Origin of the sequence: Vibrio sp. 05-20-BW147, from assembly GCF_013369385.1 — a bacterium.
Classification (GTDB): Bacteria; Pseudomonadota; Gammaproteobacteria; order Enterobacterales; family Vibrionaceae; genus Vibrio; species Vibrio floridensis.
Genome location: NZ_SZTO01000001.1, coordinates 254,855 through 276,172 on the forward strand (window position 1 = coordinate 254,855; position 21,318 = coordinate 276,172).

A 21,318-nucleotide genomic window follows, 5' to 3' on the forward strand; every position below is an offset into this window, starting at 1 on the left:
TAGGAGAGCCAGAAAGCCGTTAGCAACGGCATAGTTTTCACCGATAACGGACTGAGGCTAAATCGGCATAACGCGATTGCGTCCTAGTTGTTTGGCTTCGTAAAGTAACTTGTCTGCACGTTCGATCAACGATTCTGATGTTTCATCCGTTTTAAGTTCAGCAACGCCAAATGATGCCGTGATATTTTCTACTTGTCGTCCGGTACGCTTATCTTTTACTTGCAGTTTTTCGATTATCCGGCGTAGAGATTCTGCAAACTGACGAGCGATACGAAGCGTTTTGTTTGGCACAATCAACGCAAACTCTTCACCGCCAAAGCGATAGGCGGAAATTCCTTCTCGACAACTCATTTGCAAGCGCTTGGCTATGGCTCGTATAACCGTATCACCAAACAGGTGACCATAGTTGTCGTTAAACGTTTTAAAATGGTCGATGTCGAGTAACACAATACTGAGATTTTGCTGCGAGTTCACAAGGGCCTTAAGATCACTATCGAATGCGCGTCGATTATAGATGCCTGACAAACCATCAAACAGGGCATCTCGTTGTACCTCTGCCAACTGTTCTTTGAGTCGTGAAATTTCGCTACTCGCATTGTTTAACTGACTAGTTAAAAAACGGGTAGAGTGACGAATTTCGCGCGACTCTGTCACCAACTCTCGAATAACTCCCATCACTTCTTCGATACTCAAGCCTTCGTCTTCGACTTTCTCTAACTTGCTGAAATTCTTATCAACGAGCGCTGAAAAAGAGGAAGTGTCCGCAATAGTATCCGTCATGGAGCTTGCAACCTCGAGCAACAACACTTCAATGTTGCTTCTCAACTCCTTCATACTGGTTTCCGCTTTGCTTGCTACGTAGTTGTTGTAGAGTTGCTCGTTCGTCGCGGGTGGGCAGATACCGTAGTTTTCTAAAACGGTATCCATTTCCTGGTTGAGTTGAGGAATGGTGTTGTCCACGTAGGTATACCAAAGGGCATAGTTTGCTGGTGTAGCCGCTACGTGATTCTTAATCATCAAAGGTACCGCTTTTTTTAAGTTGGCGGTGGATTTCTTAAAGTCGTCGCTTGTCATTCTAATTATGCTTTTAACGATAGCTAACAATCATATAGCTAAGAGTAGCGGAACAATGATTGTAGTGCTTTAATTTTTATCATTTTTGAGCAGGAATTATTAAAAAAATCTATGCTGCAAGCAATCAATTTAATAATAGGTCGTCGATCTATTGATTTTTGAGATTGAAGAGAAAGGTTCCGCAATGAAGTGAGAAAGAGGGTGTTGAAACAACTGCCTTACCTCTCGCGGAACACATTTGGGAAAGTGATGTGCAACAAGGTTGTTTGCAATGAGTGAACCTTAAACCAGAAAATTGGTAAAATCCAGTTTGAAATCACAGTTTGTAGGTATGAGACAAATTGAAAAGAAAATGCGGGACACAAAATGTGCCCCTCATTGGAGAATAAACAGAAAATCGACCTTGTTATTGGAACAACGTTAAATACTCGCCGTAACCCATTTTCTCCATTTGAGTCACAGGGATGAATTTCATCGCAGCAGAGTTCATACAATAACGTAATCCGGTTGGTGCGGGTCCATCGTCAAATACATGGCCTAAGTGCGAATCCGCAAACTTGCTTCGTACCTCTGTGCGGGGGTAAAGCAGTTTGTAGTCGGTTTTGGTGACAATGTAAGCCGAGCTAATCGGTTTGGTAAAACTTGGCCAGCCTGTACCGGATTTATACTTGTCCGTTGAAGAAAAGAGTGGCTCACCAGAGACAATATCGACATAGATACCCGCTTCTTTGTTATCCCAATATTCGTTGTTAAAGGGTCTTTCAGTGCCTTCTTTCTGTGTGACGTAATATTGTAAATCTGTTAGTTGTGCTTTGATCTCTTTGTCTGATGGGCGCGAGTAGGTTTTGGCGTTTTTCGTCAGTGCTTTCTCATCAATCAACTGACGCAGTGTTTTGGGTTGCTCAATGCGATCATCACCAAAGACTTTATCGAGATACTGGTCGCGACCAGAGGCGTGGCGGTAATACTTGTATTTCAAGCTACTTTTTTTGTAGTAGTCCTGATGGTATTGCTCCGCGGGATAAAACGCTGTGTACTCAATCAATTCCGTTTTAATTGGTTTCGGGTAGATCTTCGCCTCATCGACTTCTTTAAGAAACCGCTCCGCAATCTGTTTTTGCTCGGCAGTATGATAAAAAATAGCGGGGCGATATTGTGGACCTCGATCGACAAATGAGCCTTTATCGTCGGTAGGGTCAATATGGCGTAGGAAGTAATCTAACACCGCTTCATAGCTGACAACGTTGGGATCGTAGCGGAATTGAATCACTTCAATGTGACCCGTTTTACCCGAGGAGACTTGTCGATAAGTCGGATTCGCCATTTCGCCACCCGAATAACCAGACACCACATCATACACCCCATTCAGTTTTTCAAGGTCTGATTCAGTACACCAGAAACAACCACCAGCTAGCGTTGCAACTGGCAAGGATGTCAAATGTGGTGCGGTTTTGTCCATGGTATCGGCCACGCCGACTTTGGCGAGCAGAGTGAACATAAGTGGCAGCGCAATGGCTGCGGAAATGAGTAATTTGCTGAGTTTTTTCATTACTACCTCAATGGAATTTATTGAGAACATACGTAACAAGAAAGGCCAAAGGACAAAAAAATTTCCTAGAAATGCAATTTTCCGTTGCTATCCGGTTTTAGCTGGCTAGAGTAGAGCCACTAATGGTCAATGTTGAGAATAGAAGCCATGCAAGCAGAAGTTAAGTGGGTAGAAGATTTTAAATTTTTGGGTACCTCGCAGTCAGGACATTCCGTTGTTATGGACGGAAATGGTGGTGCAACGGCGCCAAGCCCTATGGAAATGGTGCTAATGGCTGCGGGTGGTTGTAGCTCTGTTGATGTGGTAGACGGTCTGAAGACGGCAGGTCAAAAAGTGAGTTCTGTGAACGCAAAACTGACCACTGAACGTCGTGAAACCGCTCCACGAATTTTTACCGCAGTGAACATCCATTTCGTCGTTTCGGGTGAACAGCTTGATGAAGCGATCGTGGCAAAAGTGGCGGCGGACTCTCTCGAAAAATATTGTTCTGTGTGCTTGATGCTCGGTGCAGGAGTGGAAATGAGCCACAGTTGGGAAATCGTTTAAATCCAAACGACCCAAATAACTCGTTAAAGCGGAAGAGAAAAGTGAAGGCTTTTCTCTTTTTTCTTTTTGACTTGTGGTTAGGATGGATGAGTATTTTTCGTCACTTAGGATGAGGTGTATCCGATGACTGAATTTGAAAAAATGAATTCCGGGCAAATCTTTGATGGCGCGGATGCGGAAATTGATGCGATTCGCAATCGTGCTGCGGTGTTATTGAAAGAGATCAACGCAGCAACGGAAACAGAACAACGCATCACACTGCAAAAACAGCTCTTTGCCAGCATGGGCAACAGTTATATCCAGCCACCATTTATGTGTGAATTTGGCAAAACCATCTCTATTGGTGAGGAAACGTTCATCAACATGAATGTTGTGATGCTGGATGGGGCGCACATTACGATCGGCAGCCACGTGTTAATTGGCCCGAGTTGCCAGTTTTATACCGCTTCTCATTCTCTTGATTACCGAAGCCGCCGCCAGTGGGAAACCTTCTGCAAACCGATTGTTGTAGAAGATGATGTTTGGATTGGTGGAAATTGCGTTATCAATCAGGGGGTCACCATTGGAGCTCGTTCCGTCATCGCTGCAAATTCGGTCGTCAATCATGATGTCCCGCCAGACTGTTTGTATGGGGGCACCCCAGCGAAACTGATTAGACGGTTAGACAAGTAGCGCGAACACGTTATCGACACCGTTGATGCGAAAAACGCTCAGGTTGGTTGTTCGCTATCAATCCTTTGGTTCGTATTGCGCTAGATAGTGCTTGAGCGATTTGCTTGCGGTTGTCTCAAACTCTTCATCGTGCATACGCAGCGCTTGGATTCGGTCGAGGCGAAACTGACGGTAATCTTGGCGAAGTTCGCACCAGGCGACCAGCGTCCAAACCTTGCCCCAAAAGAACTGGCCAAGAGGTTGGATTTTACGTTCAGTGGTTTGGCCGTTTTCATCTTGATAATCGAGGCTGACCTTAAAGTGATGTTCAATCGCGTGTCGCAGCAGTTGCCCGCGCTTTGCGGTTTCTGAATAGGTATGAAACTCTGGCACAATGAGAGGAAAATCTTCCACTTGCTGTTTGAGTTTATCCGGCAGGACCGAAAGAATCTTGATGGAGGCGGAGCGCGACGCGTCGGCCAATTCTGCATCTGACCAAGCTCGCACCATTCGCATACCAAGTTCCAGTGCCATCATCTCTTTTTCAGTAAACATCAGCGGTGGCAGGTGAGAACCACTTTGGAGTAAGTAGCCAACGCCCGCTTCTCCTTGAATGGGAACACCAGAGTGAATCAGTGATTGAATGTCACGATAAATCGTCCGCTCGCTCACTTCCATTGTTTCGGCAAGTTGCTTGGCGGTGACTGCGTAACGCTTTGAGCGTAATAGGGTGAGCAGTTCAAATAGTCGTTCCGATTTACTCATGGTGTTCCTAAATTAAACAAACTGGGTTAAGTGATGCTGGTCGATCACTGAGTGCTGCATGAACTCATTTTGATCAACTGATGCTGCATCACTAATGATGGCTGTTCGATCAACCCCATCAATGGTTGGCAATCAGGGCAAGCCATAAACTGTTCACCAGCATTCTTGGCATCGTCCATTGTTTGCCAGTAAACAATGTCTGTCCAACGATTCGTGGTGCTGTCGTGACTTAGCGAGCGATAAAGAAAACCGGGCAGAGTAGCGATAAACCGATGGCTTTGTTCTGTCGCTGTAACGATGTCCTGCTCTGTTGCCCCTTCCACTAACGTGTAGCTTACTAACTCGATAACTTGTTCCATGAGAGATTCTCCTGTTGTGTGATAGTCGAACTCACATTAGCTCTCTTTGCTGTCAGAACGTGTCAGTAGCCGAATCCCGGTAAACGTTCGCTGAAACTCGCATCTTGAGGTTACTTGGGTATAAACTAGCGAAAAATGAGTTGGTTGTGGAAGTAAAACAATGAAATACGAATGGATCTGGTTTGATGCAGACGAAACCCTTTTTCACTTTGATGCCTTTAAAGGCATGCAATTGATGTTTGCCCGTAAAGGGGTGGATTTCACGCAAGAGGACTTTCAAGAGTATCAAACCGTCAACAAGCCACTTTGGGTAGACTACCAAGATGGCAAGATCACCGCAGAAGAGATCAAGCATCGACGTTTTGCTGATTGGGCGAAAAGACTCGACACCACGACTTTAGAGCTTAACTCAGCGTTTCTCGATGCCATGGCCGATATTTGTACTTTGCTGCCAGGTGCGCGAGAACTAATGGAAGCACTGCACGGCAAAGTGAAGATGGGCATCATCACCAATGGTTTTACTGAATTGCAGGCAGTACGTTTAGAGCGCACCGGAATGAGCGCCTATTTCGACAAAGTGGTGATCTCAGAACAAGTGGGCGTTGCCAAACCGGATCTCGCCATTTTTGACCACGCGCTGCAAGTGGCAGGATTACCATGCAAAAGCAAAATTCTGATGGTGGGCGACAACCTTCACTCTGACATTCTAGGCGGGCTAAATTTTGGTATTGAAACCTGTTGGTTGCAACATCCTCAAAGTCAAGCAGACGACGATATCGTGCCAAATTACACGGTTGCCTCTTTGCATGAACTGAAAGAAATCCTGTTTGCATAAAGATTAGCTTTGCGTGAGGAAGGCCTTGGTTAGAGATTGCATAAGGTGATCGACGCAAGGCCTTTGTGCTATTTGCTCAAACAACGGCGTATGCACATCGGCAAGGATCTCCGCATTATGATTGCTCAGCTGGTTACATAATTGCACGGGTTTGACTATCTCGGCCATATCGGCATCGATCAATAAACACGCTTGAGCAAGGATGATTTGTCCTCCTGATTTTTTCAGCAGCACACGTTGCGCAGTACCCACAATTTTTTGCCCAGCAATGTTGAGATTGTAGTCTCCATCACAATAAGACCCCGGTGTGGCATGAACATCGGCTTCTAAGCCATATTGCTGAAAAAAGCCGCACAGAGTATCACACAGCTTCAGATAGGCTGAGCGGATGTCATAGGCTTGATCTTGCGGCCAGTGGTAAAGGTGCGAGAGGTTAATAATGCCCGGTACCTGTGGTACAGGCGCTCCACCGGTTTTTCGTGCCGTCAGTTTCCAGCCAAGCTTAGCCAATTCACTGCGCAAATGTTCGGTTTGTGGCCATTTATTACCCGCGGGCAGCACAAGCGTGGGGTGCTTTACTTGCCAGAGCAACAGCACTTGATCGAGTTCACCAGCCTGTACCTGCTTGATCAATGCCTCTTCCCGCTGGAACAGCGTTTCTGCATCGATACTGAGATAGCGAATTAATCGGTTTTTTGTAGCCACAATGTTCCTCACACCCATTACGACGACGATGAAAAAACCGCCCGTAGGCGGTTTAGTCTCGATCTTTCTGTTCTTAAACCAAGGCCAGTTTAAGACCTTCCGCCAATCGCGTCACGGCTTCTTTTAACTGTTCTGGCGTGGCATTGGTGAAGTTGAGACGCAGCGCGGCTTGCGCTTTTTGTCCCGCAGGATAAAACACCGGGCTAGGGACCACTGCAACACCATTGCCGAGTAGTGACTTAGCCAGTGCGAACGTATCGCACTCTGGTAGCGTTACCCACACAAACATACCGCCATCGACCGATTTCAACTGGCAGTTTTCAGGCAACTGCGTTTGCAGCGCCTCTGCCAACACTTGGTAGCGAGATTGGTATAGCGCGCGGATTTTTTCCATATGCTCTGGGAATTTTTCATGCTCCAGCAAACCAAGCAGTAACGCTTGCATCGGCACGCTGGAATGAAGATCGGCCCCTTGCTTTACTTTGATCAACGGTTCTAGGTAGCTGACTTTGCCTGTCACGATACCAATGCGTAGACCCGGAGAGGCGATCTTTGAAAACGAACGAAGCACAATAGAATCTTGCGGGCAGAAATCTGAAACCAGCGGCAGTGCTTCACCTTGGAAGCGAAGCTCACGGTATGGTGCATCTTCAATAAATGCCACTTTGTGTTCGATACACAGTTTGGCGACCTGTTTGCGCGTTTCGAGTGACCAACACACGCCTGTTGGGTTGTGAAAATCAGGTACGGCGTAGAACATTTTTGGCGAATGCTGCTTAAAACACGCTTCAAGTTCGTCAAGATTGGGCCCCGCTTCGGTTTGAGAAACCGTGGCAATGTTGGCACTAACAAGGCCAAACACTTGCATCGCACCAAGATAGCTTGGCGCTTCCATCACCACGGTGTCGCCCGGGTTAATATAAGCGCGAGCGATGAGGTCGAGCCCTTGCTGTGAACCGGTACACGCCATTGCCATGTGTGTTTCAGGCAGCGACATGTAGGTTTTTAGAAAGTTAAGTAGCGGGGTGTAACCCGCCGTGGCACCGTATTGGAATACTTGCGGCATTTCCGAGAGTTTTTCCAATGTCGGTTTCATTAACTCGATCGGAAAAGTTTGCTCATCAGGCAAACCACCCGCAAGAGAAATGACACTAGGATCGCTCGCAGCAGCGAGGATTTCGCGAATATAGGACGATTGAATTTGTTGTAACGAACGAGCGATTTCCATTGTGTTTCCTGTCTGTCTTTTATTTTGTTTATTCGACTGATAGTACATGGGGTTGAGTTTTGTGAAATGTCCATTTATGCTCTTGAATATGTCCATTTATGCTATTTTCGTTGATGAGCCAGCAGCACATATCCCGTATCAATGACGTTCTTTACTTCATTCATCAAGACATCAGTCGCGAACTGTCTGCCAAAGCACTGGCCGATGTGGCTGCTTACTCTGAGCAGCATTTTCATCGTGTGTTTAAACAGGTGGTTGGGGAGTCCATTCATCAATATATTCGGCGCACTAGAATGGAGTACGCAGCCAATCAATTGATGTTTGATACGCGATCATCGGTACTCGATATTGCCAACAAATGCGGTTTTAGCTCGGTCTCTTCGTTTAGCCGAGCGTTCAAAGCGACATTCTCAATGGCACCCGGAGAGTGGCGTTATCACGATTTACACATCTCCGATAAACCCTATTTGAAGGATCCCGAGGTGGCTGCGGGTTATCATCGTGTGGCGAAACGTACCTTACCCGAACCGAAAATTACCGAAGTACCTGAACGGATGGCAGCGTATGTGCGTCATGTGGGGTATAACCGATCCATCAAAAATGCGTGGCTGATCCTCAAAGCGTGGGCAAACAGTGAAGGGCGCTCATTTGAGGTGCAATTTGGCTTGCACCATTCCAATCCAGCGTGGGTTGAGTTGGATAAGTGCCGTTATGTGGCGTGTATCGCGATAGATAAGCCTTTGAAATATCGGGGAGTGGTGAATCAAATGGTGATTCCAGGTGGTTTGCACGCGGTGTTTCGTCTGCATGGGGTGTATGGTGAATTGCTACCTCAAATTAGCATGGTACTGGAAAAGTGGTTGCCAGCGTCAGGTTTCAAGCTGCGCTCAACGCCCGCCTATGTGCACTATCACCGCAATCATTTTGTCAATGAAAGTGAAGCGTTCGAGCTGGACTTTTATCTGCCTATCAGTTTTTTCTGAGGGCTGCTGTTATGCTTCGCGGTGGCGGTACACTGCAGATGGCTGTTTGATTTGAAAAAAGGAACGAAAACGTCGTGCAATACATAAAGATTAAAGAGGCGATAGTCGAGCAAATTGAAGCCGGCATGTTGGCCCCAAGACAGAAGTTGCCCGCCGAGCGAAAATTGGCCGAGTCGTTTGATACCACACGTGTTACGTTGCGTGAGGCGCTATCACTTTTGGAGGCCGAAGGGCGTATCTATCGCGAAGACCGCCGAGGTTGGTTTATCTCGCCTTTGCCGTTGCGTTACGACCCAATGCAAACGCTGAACTTTACCAATATGGCGTTAGCGCAGAATCGAGTGCCGAAAACACAACTGCTCGGCGCAAAAGCGATGTTAGCCAACAAAGCGGCAGCTCGATTGCTTAATCTTCAGCCATTTTCGGATGTGCTGCGTGTTGATCGTGTGCGTTATCTTGAAGATCGCCCGGTGGTGTACGTTACAAACTATGTTCGCCCTGAGTTGTTTGCCAATCTGTTAGACCACGATTTATCGAACTCACTGACGGATATTTATCGTGAGCACTTTGGGGTCCGCTATCAAAAAACGCGCTACCGCATATCGACCAGCACCTTGCTCGGTGAGATGGCGCAAGCGCTGCGGGCAACTTCAGGAACGCCAGCAATGGTGGTGGAGCGCATCAACTACAACCAACAGGGTGAGTTAGTGGACTGCGCGATTGAATATTGGCGTCATGACGCGATTTGCATTGAATCTTGCGCGCAATTGGGTGGGTGAGTCAAACAGTCGTACCACCGATTTTCTCTGTCCGCTGGTTTTTAGTGTCAGTAAGGACAACTGGCTTACAGATTGTTGCAAAAACTGGTGAGATATCCGCTGCAACTTGGCGTCTATTGATTGTCAGACTCATCTTGTTCGCTGATACCATGTGAGGCAAATTTAGCGCAAGTTACATTCGGTTCAATGCCATCAGGGGAGCGGGGATATGGAAGAGCTAAAAGGTGGCCGCGATGGCGCCGTTTTTCGCCAAGGAAATTGTGTTATTCGCCCCGTCAGTGCCGCAACGCCTACCATTCATAAATTATTACGCCATCTCCATCATTATGGGTTCCATGCTTGCCCGCTTCCTTTTGATTTGGAATCGGCTACCGAAAGCGTTAGTTATCTCAAAGGCGATTGCTATAACTATCCGCTCAGTGGCCGGATTACCAGCATTAATGCGCTTAAATCAGCGGGTCGATTACTCAAGCAACTGCATGATGCATCACAATGGTTTTTAAGTGAACACCAACAGGAAGAGTTGAACTGGATGCTACCAGTAAGGCAACCGATGGAGGTCATTTGTCATGGTGACTTTATGCCTTACAACGTTGTGCTTGATGAAGAGGTGGTGGTGGGCGTGTTTGATTTTGATACCGCGCACCCAGCGCCAAGAATTTGGGACATTGCCTTTGCGGTTTATGGCTGGGCACCGTTTAAAACGGATGAAACAGATAAGCTTGGCAGTCTAGAAGAGCAAATTAACCGCGCACGGGTATTTTGTGATGCCTATGAATGCAGTCGTTTACAGCGAGAAGAACTGGTGGAAACCATGACGTTAAGGCTGACCGCACTGGTGGATTACATGCGAACCCAAGCCAGTGAGGGCAATGCACAATTCGCAGAAAATATCGCACAAGGCCATCACTTGGCCTACCTGAATGACATCGATTATCTCAATAAATATCGCCACGCGATCACCCATGGGCTGCTGCAAGGTCTTACAAGATAAAGAGTCACGTGTGCACTTCGCCCCTCTTCTTATCCACACTTTGAATCCTGCTAAAGCAGTTAATTAATCTTCTTTTTATGTAGACAAAGATTAACTGCGCATTTCATCGCAAATGGTATAAATAAAAATGACAATTAATAATAAATAGTGTTGTGGCGCGGTTTGTCAATAAAAGGGAATGTTGTTCGTTCTATATAAATGATGTGATTCATTCTAAATAAGGAATACCGTCATGATCATCTCATTTCGCTTACTCGTGTTAGTTATTGCTGCGTTGTTATGCACACTCTTTATTATCTTTAAAATCGCCTCAGCTTCTTTCGATGAAGAACAGCAAGCAGAGTATCCACTGGGCAGTTTTGAAGTGCACATGTTTTTCGAGCGCCCCCAAAACTACCTATAGGAATGTTGCTAACTTATTAATATTATAAGTATTTCATTTGGTGTGTTTAGTTTTTTTTTGATTTTTACTGACGAGTTTTTCACTCGGTGATTTTTGATGATTAATTATCACTTTTAAATTCTAGTCCGAACCAGAGCTATTAGGCATCTTGAACTTAACCAATATCGACAATGATAACCCTACACTTGGAGTTTCTGATGAAAAATAAAACATTCCACAAAGCAGGATTAGAATACAGTACTGAAACTGTTCTATATACGGGTAATTTTATTACGGTTAATAAAGAACAGCCTAGAGCGACCGCTACCATAGTTAAAGATGGAAAAATCCTTTTTGTTGGGACCAAAGAGCAAGCTGAAACTTATCTATCAAATGAAAAAATGGAATACCGCTTAGACACTCAGTTTGAGGGGAAAACCATTGTGCCTGGCTTTATTGAAGCGCACATGCATCCATTAATTGCTGCGATCTTCACGGGTATGTTTGAGTATGGTGGTCAATATGACAGGCTTGGTGTCGGCGGTAAGCTTTTAAAGGGGTGTTCAACAGAGGAGTCACTCAAAGCGCGTTTGCTGGCGTTGAAAAAAGAACATGATCTCGCAGGCAAAACCGGAGAATGGCTCAACTTGTGGGGACTCGATCCACTGTTAATGACAGACAATACCGCGGTTGATCGTGATTTTATCGATGCAGTCATTGACGACTCGCCGGTCTTTTTCATGCACGCTAGTTGTCACTTGGCCTGTATGAACACTAAAGCGTTAGAAATGGTGGGGTACAGTCTAAGTGACGATCCAGAATTTGTGCGTCGAGAAAATGGAAGACTAACGGGGGATATCGCAGAGATGAAGGACATCTACCGTGCACTGAGTGTCGGCGCGTTTAACTTTGGTAGTGATCCTGCTGAAATTGGCAAAGCACTGATTGGTTATGCCAATATCGCCCACTCTTTGGGTGTGACGACCGTGTCTGATTGTGGCATGGGACTGCCGTCGAATCCTTACCCGCTGTACCAAGCGTTGAGCAAAAATCCTGCGTTCAAATTGCGTATCACCGCGTACCCATTGATTGGTCCGTTTGAGCTAGAAAGTGTTGAAGCAATGAAGCAACATGACAATGATCGTTTAAGCATTGGTAGCGTTAAATATGTGAATACCGATGGTTCGATTCAAGGTTTCACCGCGAACTTGCTTGATGGTCACACATACTACAATGGCAAACCGAGTACATCGCTAACTCGGGACGTTGAAGAAATTTACCAAGCATCATTACCTTTCCATAAAGCGGGGTACAACATCTCTTACCACTGCAACGGTAATGGAACGACAGAAAAACTGTTGGATATCATTGAACGGATGCAAAGTGATACGTCAATGCCAGAAGCGCGTCACTGCCTTGAGCACAACCAAATGGTGACAGATGCGCAGATGGATAGAATGAAATCGCTCGGTGTCTGCCACAATTTGTTTGGGACCCATATTCCAGTGTGGGGAGATGTTCACGCCACGCAAACGGTTGGCCCTGAGCTCGTTAAACGTTTGAACCCATTCCAGACTTCTGCTCAAAAAGGCATCCCATTCTCTCTTCACTGTGACGATGGCATTACTCAAGTGAATCCGCTGTTTATGATTTGGGGCGCGATGAACCGAGAATGTATCTTCTCTGGCAACGTATACGGAGAAGAAGAGTGCTTAAACGTGGAGCAAGCACTGCATGCCGTTACGTTAGGCGCCGCTTACTTGATGAATAGAGAGCACATGATTGGTTCTATCGAAGTGGGCAAGCTGGCAGACATGGCCATTCTGGATGAGAACATTCTTGAAGTGGATAAGAAGCGAGTACGAGACGTGCACGTTCACGCCACCATGCTGGGTGGTGAGATCTCCGTTCACTCACCCGCTCAGGTTCGCTCTTCAGAGCAAGAGTTCACACACGCTTAAGCGCGGATTGGATAACTATTGTCAAAGTGCTTCTGATATCAGAGGCACTTTTTTGTTAACTCTAGATAAGAGGGCGTAAAGGGAGTGTGCTCTGTTTCCAAACCTCAAGGAACAAAAAATGAAGAAGGTCAACGAACTTATCCTATGCAGTGTGATTGGTACCATAACCATGCTAGCTTATGGTGGCGTTTGGAGTTGGGTCTCTGTCGATGGCGTGTATATGGCGTTCGTGTCCGCCATCATCATGGCACTCGTCCTTAAAAGCTCGGTTGCTTTTGAAAAACTGGTGGCCAGTGTTTGTATCAAGCAAACCACGTTACCAAAGGTAAAGCGTTTCTTTTCCTCTTGGTTCATTTTGATTGGCTCAAAAGTCATCGCGATGGGGGCGATTGTGCTGCTGTTTGATGAACAAGTGCAGTTCTCGGGCCCAGCAGGAGGTGTGGTTGCTTTTTATATCACCATTATCTCGATTGTGATTTTGGAATCGGCCTTTCTCAAAACCGTCGCAAAACGAGCAGTGAAGCAACAAAGTCCGATCTAATGATGACAAGCTAATTAACGAACTCAATCTATTTGGCCTCACTTCAACAGTGGGGCCTTTTGTTATGGTGGCTTAGCTTATTGCTGAGTCGCATCATACTAATCTGTGGCGCTGGGCATTGGTTTTCGTCGTTCGGACAGTGGCTATTTGGAGCGTTCTAAAGCGCCTAATGAATGGCTTTGATTTAAACAAGAAGTGCTCAAGTTAGATGTCAAAATGAAAACGAATATCCATCGTTAAAAAAGAAGTGGCCAACCATGTTGGTTGGCCTAGGACTACTGTTGTGGCGTATTGAAGGGCGTTAATGGAGGATTTGATTTGCGGGGCGGTTTGTCGATGTTTGAGCTTACATAGCTGCCTAAAAATGCCAGCGTAATCAGCAGGATCATCGTCAAATCAAAACCGAACACGCGAGCTTTAGCATTCTCTTTGAGCAGGTAAGACGTTTGTTGTTCACCGAGTTGATAGCGTTGGACTAACGTTTCCAATCGTCGGTCATCAATATAAGGAACATGTGATAACTGCTTTAAATCCTGAACAAAGGCACTGGGGTAGTAGGTGGACAGTTCGTTATTGGATTGGATTCGGTGATCCATCGCCCATTGGTTAAGGCCGCCAAACAGACTAATGCCCAAAACCAAGCCAATGTATCGAACGGTGGCTTGTAGTCCTCCTGATTGCTCAGCTTCACGCTCGCCCAGCGAACTAGTGATGATAATGGGGCATTGGGACGCCAGAATTCCCATTGCAGCGCCAAAAAGGATCATGCCTAAATAGAACGGCGCTAAGATATGTTGGCTTTTACTCGATACCATTAACACAGCGCCCGCCAACAGTAGCCCAAGGAAAGCGACCTGACACAGTTTCTTCGGCGACTGGTGTTTAAACAGTATTGGCGTCGTGACTGATAAACCGATCATACTGAGCGAAAACAGCAGAATAATGCCGCCGGAATGCGCTGAAGAGAGCGATAGGGCCACTTGTAAGTAGGTCACAATGACAAAACTGCAACCACCCAGTGCGACATACATCAGGGCGAGCACAACGAAACCGATACGAGACGCACGATTTTTAAACCAACTGAAAGGTAAAAGAGCGAAACCGTGTTGTTTTTCAAACAGTCGCTGTTGTCTGACAAATAGGGCAAAGAGGATTAAACCAGCGCCCAATAAAATGAGTGCAGGGCTGATAGGGAAAACAAACCGTAACCAGAGCGGTATGTCTGCCCCTTTTAACACGGTAACCGCACCCCAGTACGGCATTTTTATCAAGCCGAAAAAAATCGTCACTATACTGATTGCACCTAAGAGTGCACCAAGGAGATCAAACTTCTTCGGGCAGTTGGTGTGTATTGGCCTGATCCAGAAGATGGCGGCGAGCAAACTAAATAGGTAGCAAAGAGCAATGATAATGAAAGGCCAATACCATTGCGTGTTGTCATGCAGCCATCCACTCATCAACGGAATGATGGCAGCGGCAAACCCTGTGGATGCCGCCATCAAGCCAAAGCCAACAGCGCGATTTTTGCCAGGGAAATGAGCTACGACCAAGGCGATAGCTGCTGGAAGAATGAGTGCCGAGGCAATGCCTGCCAACGGACGCACCAACAAAGATAAGAGAGTAATGCTGTCGATGGTGATGAAACCAATCGTTGAGATGAATCCAACGGACGTGCCGAGGATCAATAATCTTCGCCAGCCAATGATTAGCCCTAAGACACTGGCCGAAAGCATGATTGCTGCGCCAACTAGGGGTTGCACGCTGCCTAAAAACTGAATGCTGGAGATGTCAGTTTGAAACACACTGACCAGAGCGGCAGTAGAAATGGAGAGATTTGCTACGTCTGCTGAAAGGGTAAATTGTGCGAAGCACAGAGCGATGAGCAACCAACGCGTATTGTTCTCTTTTTTCTTATCCATAGAGTCTCACTGTTTGGTTAAATTCAAAGAAGTAAAACGAAGAAAGCCTCGGCATGACCGAGGCTTAAACGTTTCTATTCGCTCTTCATCAAGGAACGCTGAGGCAGTTTTGAACACAGTGCCAACCCACCGAGCATCAGTCCTAGCAGGGCAAAGAGTGCGTACTGGACGGACTGCAATCGTGATTCAGCCATTACTTCAAGGACGATTTGCTGTTCCTCTTTGTCGACAATAAGGTTTTCCATCAGTTCAATAGCCATGGCATTCGAGACGAATGGCAATGATGGTTGCTCAATAATAATCTGCTTGGTTTCGGCAGAAAGGGCGTCATGCGCCGATACATTGGCTTTGATTGCGCCAGTCAGCGAGAAGAGCATCACCGAGCCTAAAATCGCCACACCAAATGCTTGGCCTACGTTACGAGAGGTTGCTTGGATGCCTCCAGACTGCTGTGCTTCACGTTCGCTTAGAGCGGAAGTCACCACAATCGAAGCTTGAGAAGCCAGTAGGCCTGCACCAGTACCAAAGATGGTCAGCGAGATATATTGCCAGAAAGTGATCCCTTCAGTGGTGAAACCTAGGAACATTAAGCCAGTACCAATAGCAGCGACAATAAAGCCAAGTTGGCAAATGCGCTGGCAGGTGAGATGAGCCAGTTTCGCCGGTGCCCCTAATGACCCAATCATCATGCCCAGTGCAAATGCACACAGAGCCAAGCCGGAAGAAAAGGCGCTCATGCCCGCAACGAGCTGCATGTAAGAGACGTTGATAAAGCCTGTTGCGCCAAAGAGTAGGAAAATGGTGGCACACAGTACCAAGCCAACGATCACTTGCGGATTTTTTACATAGGAAGAAGGTAGCAGCGGCGTGCCCCCTTTGGCCTCAAAGCGGCGCTCCCAAACCATCAGTGCTTTCAAAATTGCAGCACCGAGCAGAACGGTTGGAATCGCAGGAGAAATGCCCAAGATGGTAAAGTCTGTCAGTGGTGCAATCAGACCCCATTCAGAGATTTTGAGCAGACCTGTTACAAAACAGAGCAGGCCAATACCGGCTAAGGCAATGCCCATCGTGTCTAATTTCCCTTGGAAAGGACTAGAGTCTAGAACGGGTAACTTCATGCTACCCAACATAACCAATAAGCAATAAATGCCCAAGCAAGTAAACGCGACTTGAAAGCTCGCTATATCGAGAATGAAACCAAACAGGAGCGGGGTGACCGCGCTCGCGAGGCCAACTAATGCAGCAATAGCAGAGAAGGCGATAGCTTGATCTTTCCCTTTGTAGATGCCCGCAACGTTGGCGAGAACAGCAGGAATAAGCAAACAAGCACCCAAACCTGCTCCAACACGCGCTCCGTAGTTCAAGATTTCCATGTTCGGTGCGAACGCTGCACCGAATGAGGCGACGGCAAGCATACCGGCACCGATGATCATTTGGCGTTTCCAGCCGATGATTAGGCCAATCAAACCGCCAGCGATCATGCCGGCACCTGCAATGAGTGGGTACATTGCATTCGACATTTGGATTTGTGGCATTGTCGCACCATGAAGGGCGATAAGCGCATCAGTCGATATTGCAAGACCAGCGTTGTCCGCCATGGTTGAGAACTGGGCGGCGAGAAGAACGAGAAGTGGGAACCATTTAGCTAGCCCAGACTTTTCGTCCTGAGTAGGGATAGTAGAAGCGGATACCGTCATGTTGGATACCTTTTGGTTAAAGAGCCTAAGCTCCAGTCGTTATAGTTATGAAATAATCTTCATCGCTATTTAACCTTCAGCAGTACAAGGTGCTCCAACGAAAAAAAGTATCTTTATAATAAAAAAAATTGTCTTCACATTTTAGAAGATAAAAAAAGCTAAATTTTATCTAATGGTCTGATTTCTTAGTTAAAACATACAGTGCATTTATTCCGCTACTCTTTTCTACTTCAATAAATAATCGCCCTTCATCTAGTCGCCATCCGTTCAATCTCAACAAGTTTCCAGAGGTTGGGATATCAATCTGCGTATTCTGACTAAACGTATCCAGCCCTCTTGTTTGACGATTTTCGATGTCAAAATGCGACCGGACATAGTCTCGACGTATCATCACTAAAGTACTGTCAAATGTATAATTAAAGTTTTTGTATTTATTATGAATTGATAATCGGACATCATTCTCATTAATGAGCATAAATGCACGGCTGTCGATTTTTTTATCATCGATGTAGATCGCGCCATCGCCTTCCCAGTCACCCTGATACAGATAGAAGGGGCTATTGAAGTGTTGGTGAAATAGAGTGCCCAACGTGCCGAAGAACATTGCGATGGCGAGAAGGGATGCCCCCTTTAGAATTGTATTTTTTTGCATTCTAGCCCCCCTAAAGACGCCGAACAGATCCGATAAAATGACTTGCCTTTTTGTACGTATTTGGTTGTGTCAGTGTCTTGCAATGGCAGAGATGCCAACTCTTGCTCTGTGGCATTAAACAGAATCCAGTGTTTTCCGTATTGTTGACTGATGCGATCAGGCTCATCGGCGAGAAAACCATTGGCAGCCAACAATAAAGAGCTAAGTGCGATCACAGCAGAGGCCACTAAATAACGCCGCGAAATCGGAGCACGCTTTTTCGCAGCAGAATCATCGGGCGGTGTGCTCACATGGATTTTGATTGGTTCCGGGCTTGGTTTCGTACCATAGTTCTCTTCCAATATAGGCGCAATAGCAAGTGAGTAGCCTTGTTTTGGAATGGTTCTAATCAATGTTCGCTCAACATCTTGAAGGGTAAACCTCAATGCTTTTACTGTTTGATTGATGGTGGCATCGGTTGCGTAAGAATCTTTCCAAAGTGTTTGTTCAATTGAGGAACGAGAGAGTACTTCGGGAAAAGACTTAATCAACTCATGCAGTAAGTTGGCTTCTCGTGCTCTTAGTCGAGACAGCTCCCCTAGATTGTCAATTACAGCAGAGGTTGGCGAATAATAGATATCCCCTATTTTATATATAGGTGCTTCTAAATATAGTTTGGCCATTAATTATTCTCATTGTCGATAGAATGATGAATATGCTAACGGTGGAGGATGGTTATTTAGTTTGATCTGAGACAATAAGTGGCCCTGCTTGCATTTTACTAATGTAAAAATGAGAGTTTGAACAATTACAGCCATTAAATATATGACAATAAATGAAAGTAATATTTATATGAGAGATTATTTTTGTTGTTATATTTGTCTTTTGTATTTTAAAAACGTTCTTGGAGCGAACGTTAACCTGGTGATTAGCTGATTGTAATCTAATAGGTCACTTTTTTTTATTTATTGTTTTTTTATTTTGTTATCTAGTGCGATGAGTTTTATCTAGAGTGATTTGGAGTTTGGTCTACCTCAGAGTAGTGCCCATATCCAATAATGCACAATAGGTTTTATCCATGAATAACAATAAAAAAATAACAGTAGCGAGTGTCCTTGTTCTATTCTCATCCTTTGCTTTGTCTGATGAAAAAATGAACCAAGAAGAGGCTCCCGATCCGGGCGATCACACCAAAGTGTCGTCCGTGATTAATTTGACCTACGGTAAACAGAGTTTCGGAGAGCAAGACAATAACTTCGCCCAAATTCAAGGCCAGGTGTCAGGCAAGAAAAGTAACGAAAACTTGTTTTTAGGACAGTTAACCCTACAAGGGCGAGAGGGGGGCAAGGTTGGCAGTGAAGACTTCAACTTATCTCAAGTTCGCGCGCGTTACTTTGAAGTGAGCCACACCGACTGGGAGCATGCACCGATGGTCGGGGTCTCACTGGATTACATTGAAACCAGTTTTACGGATGCTGTTTCCGATAGGTTGTTTGCGATTGGCGGCTTAATTCGTGTCAACACACCATTTAAAAACTGGCTATCGTTCCCGATTCTTGCTGCAGCGGTGGGGAAAAACAACAACACCTACAGTAGGCTAGGGCTTGTTGATGATTATTCTTACGGCGTTCAGTTCAATTTTTTAAACTCGATTTATCTAAATAAAAATGGCACGCATATCCAAGTCAATCCTCAGTTTAGTTCGCTAGATTTTGGTGGAAGCGTCGGGACGGTGAATCAACTACAGCTTGATCTCGCTTTCCAAGCGCCGTTTACGGATGACCGCAAGCACTGGGGCAAAGTCACTTATACCGAGTTTTTCGATGACACTGAGCAGAGTTTTGGTCACAACAGGCAAGGAACGGAGCTGAAGTTTACCTACAGTTACTACTTTTAGGTTTGGCTCCATAAAAGAGGCCCCCAAACGGTGGATTAACACCGTTGGGGGCTTCTACTTTTACATGGTGTGCTAAACGCAGTAGCGAAGTACGGATGCGGTTAACCTTGCATTTCAGCTTCGGCCAGTACTTCAGGCTGTTCGCTCTCTTTTGCTGCATCAAGCATTTTACGAATCACCCAAGAGGCGGCCAGCGCCACACCCACCATGACAACCGCTAATACGGTGAGCAGTTGGAAGTAATCACCATAAACCGTTTGCACGATCTCTTGCGTAATTGCTTGACCTTTCTCTAGGGCGATAGAAGTAGAGAATACCGCGCCAACGATGCCACTGAGCGCAAGCGCCACAGAGAACAAGCTGACAGAGAAGTTCTCAATGTGTTTTGGTGCAACCGATAGGATAAACGCCACCACCATGGAGCCCACGATAACTTCAGCAATCGCTTGGAAGAAGTGAATCGCGAGGAAAATCTCCGGTAGGATGATCACATCTTCACTGATATTGATGACTGCGAAGGTCAGGATACCAAAGGCAATGGCGGTTAAAACAAACGCCAAAGCAATCTTTGTTGCTGTTGAGAGGAAGATATCGCGCTTCTCTAGCATTGCAAAGAAACCTGCCACGATAGGGCCGCCCACCATACACCACAGTGGGTTCATCGCCATGGCCGCTTCTGGCTCAAGTGGAATGAAACCAAAGAGGTCGCCTTTTAGCGTATTGATCGCCACCATGTTCATCGATGTCATCATCTGACCGTAGTAGACGAAGAAACATGTGGTCAGGAAGGTCACGATTAAGATGGTGCCCATCTTCAACGACTCTGACTTGCTCACTTTAAACATCAAAGAGATGAAGTAGAGGATGGCTGCGCCGCCAATGGCGTAAACGATGTTTTGGCCAATCGCCATGTTTGAGAACATGAAGAACACCAACGCAATCATGGCTGCAGAAATCACAGCGAAGAAGAGCCAGTTGCTAAAACTTACAGACCGTCTGTCCAAATCCGTGGCAACACCCACCAAGTCTTTGCGGAATATAATCAAGGTGACCAGCGCTGCTGCCGCCATCACGGCTGAAATGACGAAACTGCCGTTAAAGCCTATCACCAGCACCAACATTGGGAAGAGGTATTGACCCAAAAAAGCACCGACGTTGTTGACGGAATAGTTGATCGGGTAGCCCTTTTCAAAATCTTCTTGAGAGTTGAAAGTGCGCTTGTACAGGCTTGGGTAGGATGGCGACATCAAGCCTCGGCCATAGCTGGCCAACGCGATGCCACACATTGAAAGGGGTACATTGCTGGTGGAAGCACCAAATATTAACAGCACATAGCCGGAAGAAAACGCAAGGAATGCGATAGTCAATGAACGATATGCGCCTAAAAACTTATCAGCGATAAAGCCACCCGCAATCGCAAACAGGGGACCGATGGCAGAGAATGCGCCAACGATCATCATCGTATCGGCTTCGTTGTAATTCAGATCCTCTAAGAAAAAGCGCGTTAAGCTAACGAGCACGCCGTAAAATGACAAGCCAAACATCATTTGGCAGAACATCATCGATTTATTGAGTTTATTCCACATAATTTATTGCTCAATGTTGATTGATATGCAGTGGTTATAACTGGATATGTTGTAGATTTTTGAGTTGTAATATCTTGAAACAGTTTTCGTGCAAAGTAAAAGCTATTCACTACATATTCTAATGACAAACGATTGCTTAACTAATGGGTTGCTCTAAATCAAATGTGCTGATTGGGATAATGTTCGACAAATGAAATTAATGGTGGTTTTTTGTGAAATTTCACAAATGTGTTTGC

Annotated in this window: 21 protein-coding genes; 10 read left to right on the forward strand and 11 right to left on the reverse strand. The window is 45.9% G+C overall.

Features of this window, described 5'->3' with window-relative positions; all coding sequences use genetic code 11:
* Positions 1 to 57: 57 nt before the first annotated feature.
* Positions 58 to 1,074 carry a GGDEF domain-containing protein gene (locus FC652_RS01135; protein WP_176297154.1) on the reverse strand — a complete coding sequence of 339 codons (1,017 nt, stop codon included), beginning with the start codon at positions 1,072 to 1,074 and terminating at the stop codon, positions 58 to 60.
* A 406-nt stretch (positions 1,075 to 1,480) separates the two neighbouring features.
* Entirely contained in the window at positions 1,481 to 2,623 is a 1,143-nt protein-coding gene (gene msrB, locus FC652_RS01140) for a peptide-methionine (R)-S-oxide reductase MsrB (RefSeq protein ID WP_176297155.1), read from the reverse strand.
* Positions 2,624 to 2,770: 147 nt separating this feature from the next.
* On the opposite strand from msrB, the gene FC652_RS01145 reads away from it, so the two are divergent.
* Together FC652_RS01145 and FC652_RS01150 are read left to right on the forward strand one after the other, a co-directional pair.
* A complete protein-coding gene (locus FC652_RS01145; RefSeq protein WP_047111874.1) occupies positions 2,771 to 3,169 on the forward strand; it encodes an OsmC family protein in 399 nt (132 codons plus the stop codon).
* 123 nt (positions 3,170 to 3,292) lie between these two features.
* Positions 3,293 to 3,841 carry a sugar O-acetyltransferase gene (locus FC652_RS01150; RefSeq protein WP_015727642.1) on the forward strand — a complete coding sequence of 183 codons (549 nt, stop codon included), beginning with the start codon at positions 3,293 to 3,295 and terminating at the stop codon, positions 3,839 to 3,841.
* A gap of 57 nt (positions 3,842 to 3,898) precedes the next feature.
* On the opposite strand, the gene FC652_RS01155 is transcribed toward FC652_RS01150, so the two are convergent.
* A complete protein-coding gene (locus tag FC652_RS01155; protein ID WP_176297156.1) occupies positions 3,899 to 4,585 on the reverse strand; it encodes a YafY family protein in 687 nt (228 codons plus the stop codon).
* A 44-nt stretch (positions 4,586 to 4,629) separates the two neighbouring features.
* The gene (locus FC652_RS01160; RefSeq protein WP_011082494.1) at positions 4,630 to 4,944 is read right to left on the reverse strand and encodes a hypothetical protein; all 315 of its coding nucleotides are present in this window, start codon (positions 4,942 to 4,944) and stop codon (positions 4,630 to 4,632) included.
* Between the two features lie 160 nt (positions 4,945 to 5,104).
* Here FC652_RS01160 and yjjG point away from each other — a divergent pair, with 160 nt between their 5' ends.
* On the forward strand, positions 5,105 to 5,779 hold the full coding sequence (gene yjjG / locus FC652_RS01165) for a pyrimidine 5'-nucleotidase (protein ID WP_176297157.1): 675 nt from the start codon (positions 5,105 to 5,107) through the stop codon (positions 5,777 to 5,779).
* Between the two features lie 3 nt (positions 5,780 to 5,782).
* On the opposite strand, the gene FC652_RS01170 is transcribed toward yjjG, so the two are convergent.
* Entirely contained in the window at positions 5,783 to 6,502 is a 720-nt protein-coding gene (locus FC652_RS01170; protein WP_176297158.1) for a lipoate--protein ligase, read from the reverse strand.
* Positions 6,503 to 6,557: 55 nt separating this feature from the next.
* A complete protein-coding gene (locus tag FC652_RS01175) occupies positions 6,558 to 7,712 on the reverse strand; it encodes a PLP-dependent aminotransferase family protein (protein ID WP_176297159.1) in 1,155 nt (384 codons plus the stop codon).
* A 113-nt stretch (positions 7,713 to 7,825) separates the two neighbouring features.
* Between FC652_RS01175 and FC652_RS01180 the strand changes: the two genes are divergently transcribed.
* From FC652_RS01180 to FC652_RS01205, 6 genes are all read left to right on the forward strand, one after another.
* A complete protein-coding gene (locus FC652_RS01180) occupies positions 7,826 to 8,695 on the forward strand; it encodes a GyrI-like domain-containing protein (RefSeq protein ID WP_176297199.1) in 870 nt (289 codons plus the stop codon).
* 74 nt (positions 8,696 to 8,769) lie between these two features.
* Positions 8,770 to 9,474, forward strand: coding sequence for a phosphonate utilization transcriptional regulator PhnR (gene phnR / locus FC652_RS01185; RefSeq protein ID WP_176297160.1), 705 nt, complete (start codon positions 8,770 to 8,772; stop codon positions 9,472 to 9,474).
* Positions 9,475 to 9,682: 208 nt separating this feature from the next.
* Positions 9,683 to 10,468: a phosphotransferase enzyme family protein gene (locus FC652_RS01190; protein ID WP_176297161.1), complete on the forward strand. Its 786-nt coding sequence runs from the start codon at positions 9,683 to 9,685 to the stop codon at positions 10,466 to 10,468.
* A gap of 232 nt (positions 10,469 to 10,700) precedes the next feature.
* Positions 10,701 to 10,871, forward strand: a complete 171-nt coding sequence (locus FC652_RS01195) for a hypothetical protein (protein WP_176297162.1) — start codon at positions 10,701 to 10,703, stop codon at positions 10,869 to 10,871.
* Positions 10,872 to 11,068: 197 nt separating this feature from the next.
* Positions 11,069 to 12,811, forward strand: a complete 1,743-nt coding sequence (locus FC652_RS01200) for an amidohydrolase (protein ID WP_255199113.1) — start codon at positions 11,069 to 11,071, stop codon at positions 12,809 to 12,811.
* Between the two features lie 118 nt (positions 12,812 to 12,929).
* On the forward strand, positions 12,930 to 13,352 hold the full coding sequence (locus FC652_RS01205) for a hypothetical protein (protein ID WP_176297164.1): 423 nt from the start codon (positions 12,930 to 12,932) through the stop codon (positions 13,350 to 13,352).
* Between the two features lie 275 nt (positions 13,353 to 13,627).
* Here the strand turns inward: FC652_RS01205 and FC652_RS01210 are convergent, their stop codons facing one another.
* The 4 genes from FC652_RS01210 to FC652_RS01225 form a co-directional block, all read right to left on the reverse strand.
* Positions 13,628 to 15,271, reverse strand: a complete 1,644-nt coding sequence (locus tag FC652_RS01210) for an MFS transporter (protein WP_176297165.1) — start codon at positions 15,269 to 15,271, stop codon at positions 13,628 to 13,630.
* Positions 15,272 to 15,345: 74 nt separating this feature from the next.
* Positions 15,346 to 16,968 (reverse strand): MFS transporter, encoded by a 1,623-nt coding sequence (locus FC652_RS01215; protein WP_176297166.1) that lies wholly within the window; start codon positions 16,966 to 16,968, stop codon positions 15,346 to 15,348.
* A 169-nt stretch (positions 16,969 to 17,137) separates the two neighbouring features.
* Positions 17,138 to 17,620: a hypothetical protein gene (locus FC652_RS01220; RefSeq protein ID WP_176297167.1), complete on the reverse strand. Its 483-nt coding sequence runs from the start codon at positions 17,618 to 17,620 to the stop codon at positions 17,138 to 17,140.
* Positions 17,599 to 18,282 carry a winged helix-turn-helix domain-containing protein gene (locus tag FC652_RS01225; RefSeq protein ID WP_176297168.1) on the reverse strand — a complete coding sequence of 228 codons (684 nt, stop codon included), beginning with the start codon at positions 18,280 to 18,282 and terminating at the stop codon, positions 17,599 to 17,601. The genes FC652_RS01220 and FC652_RS01225 overlap by 22 nt, the downstream gene beginning before the upstream one ends.
* Before the next feature lie 395 nt (positions 18,283 to 18,677).
* Between FC652_RS01225 and FC652_RS01230 the strand changes: the two genes are divergently transcribed.
* The gene (locus FC652_RS01230; protein ID WP_176297169.1) at positions 18,678 to 19,496 is read left to right on the forward strand and encodes a hypothetical protein; all 819 of its coding nucleotides are present in this window, start codon (positions 18,678 to 18,680) and stop codon (positions 19,494 to 19,496) included.
* Positions 19,497 to 19,597: 101 nt separating this feature from the next.
* Here FC652_RS01230 and FC652_RS01235 read toward each other — a convergent pair whose 3' ends face one another.
* Entirely contained in the window at positions 19,598 to 21,082 is a 1,485-nt protein-coding gene (locus FC652_RS01235; protein WP_176297170.1) for a peptide MFS transporter, read from the reverse strand.
* Positions 21,083 to 21,318: the final 236 nt, after the last annotated feature.

Coding starts and splice junctions, on each gene's coding strand:
- FC652_RS01135 (WP_176297154.1), bottom strand. CDS start 1,074: ATGACAAGCGACGACTTTAAGAAATCCACCGCCAACTTAAAAAAAGCG.
- msrB (WP_176297155.1), bottom strand. CDS start 2,623: ATGAAAAAACTCAGCAAATTACTCATTTCCGCAGCCATTGCGCTGCCA.
- FC652_RS01145 (WP_047111874.1), top strand. CDS start 2,771: ATGCAAGCAGAAGTTAAGTGGGTAGAAGATTTTAAATTTTTGGGTACC.
- FC652_RS01150 (WP_015727642.1), top strand. CDS start 3,293: ATGACTGAATTTGAAAAAATGAATTCCGGGCAAATCTTTGATGGCGCG.
- FC652_RS01155 (WP_176297156.1), bottom strand. CDS start 4,585: ATGAGTAAATCGGAACGACTATTTGAACTGCTCACCCTATTACGCTCA.
- FC652_RS01160 (WP_011082494.1), bottom strand. CDS start 4,944: ATGGAACAAGTTATCGAGTTAGTAAGCTACACGTTAGTGGAAGGGGCA.
- yjjG (WP_176297157.1), top strand. CDS start 5,105: ATGAAATACGAATGGATCTGGTTTGATGCAGACGAAACCCTTTTTCAC.
- FC652_RS01170 (WP_176297158.1), bottom strand. CDS start 6,502: ATGGGTGTGAGGAACATTGTGGCTACAAAAAACCGATTAATTCGCTAT.
- FC652_RS01175 (WP_176297159.1), bottom strand. CDS start 7,712: ATGGAAATCGCTCGTTCGTTACAACAAATTCAATCGTCCTATATTCGC.
- FC652_RS01180 (WP_176297199.1), top strand. CDS start 7,826: ATGAGCCAGCAGCACATATCCCGTATCAATGACGTTCTTTACTTCATT.
- FC652_RS01190 (WP_176297161.1), top strand. CDS start 9,683: ATGGAAGAGCTAAAAGGTGGCCGCGATGGCGCCGTTTTTCGCCAAGGA.
- FC652_RS01195 (WP_176297162.1), top strand. CDS start 10,701: ATGATCATCTCATTTCGCTTACTCGTGTTAGTTATTGCTGCGTTGTTA.
- FC652_RS01200 (WP_255199113.1), top strand. CDS start 11,069: ATGAAAAATAAAACATTCCACAAAGCAGGATTAGAATACAGTACTGAA.
- FC652_RS01205 (WP_176297164.1), top strand. CDS start 12,930: ATGAAGAAGGTCAACGAACTTATCCTATGCAGTGTGATTGGTACCATA.
- FC652_RS01210 (WP_176297165.1), bottom strand. CDS start 15,271: ATGGATAAGAAAAAAGAGAACAATACGCGTTGGTTGCTCATCGCTCTG.
- FC652_RS01215 (WP_176297166.1), bottom strand. CDS start 16,968: ATGACGGTATCCGCTTCTACTATCCCTACTCAGGACGAAAAGTCTGGG.
- FC652_RS01220 (WP_176297167.1), bottom strand. CDS start 17,620: ATGCAAAAAAATACAATTCTAAAGGGGGCATCCCTTCTCGCCATCGCA.
- FC652_RS01225 (WP_176297168.1), bottom strand. CDS start 18,282: ATGGCCAAACTATATTTAGAAGCACCTATATATAAAATAGGGGATATC.
- FC652_RS01230 (WP_176297169.1), top strand. CDS start 18,678: ATGAATAACAATAAAAAAATAACAGTAGCGAGTGTCCTTGTTCTATTC.
- FC652_RS01235 (WP_176297170.1), bottom strand. CDS start 21,082: ATGTGGAATAAACTCAATAAATCGATGATGTTCTGCCAAATGATGTTT.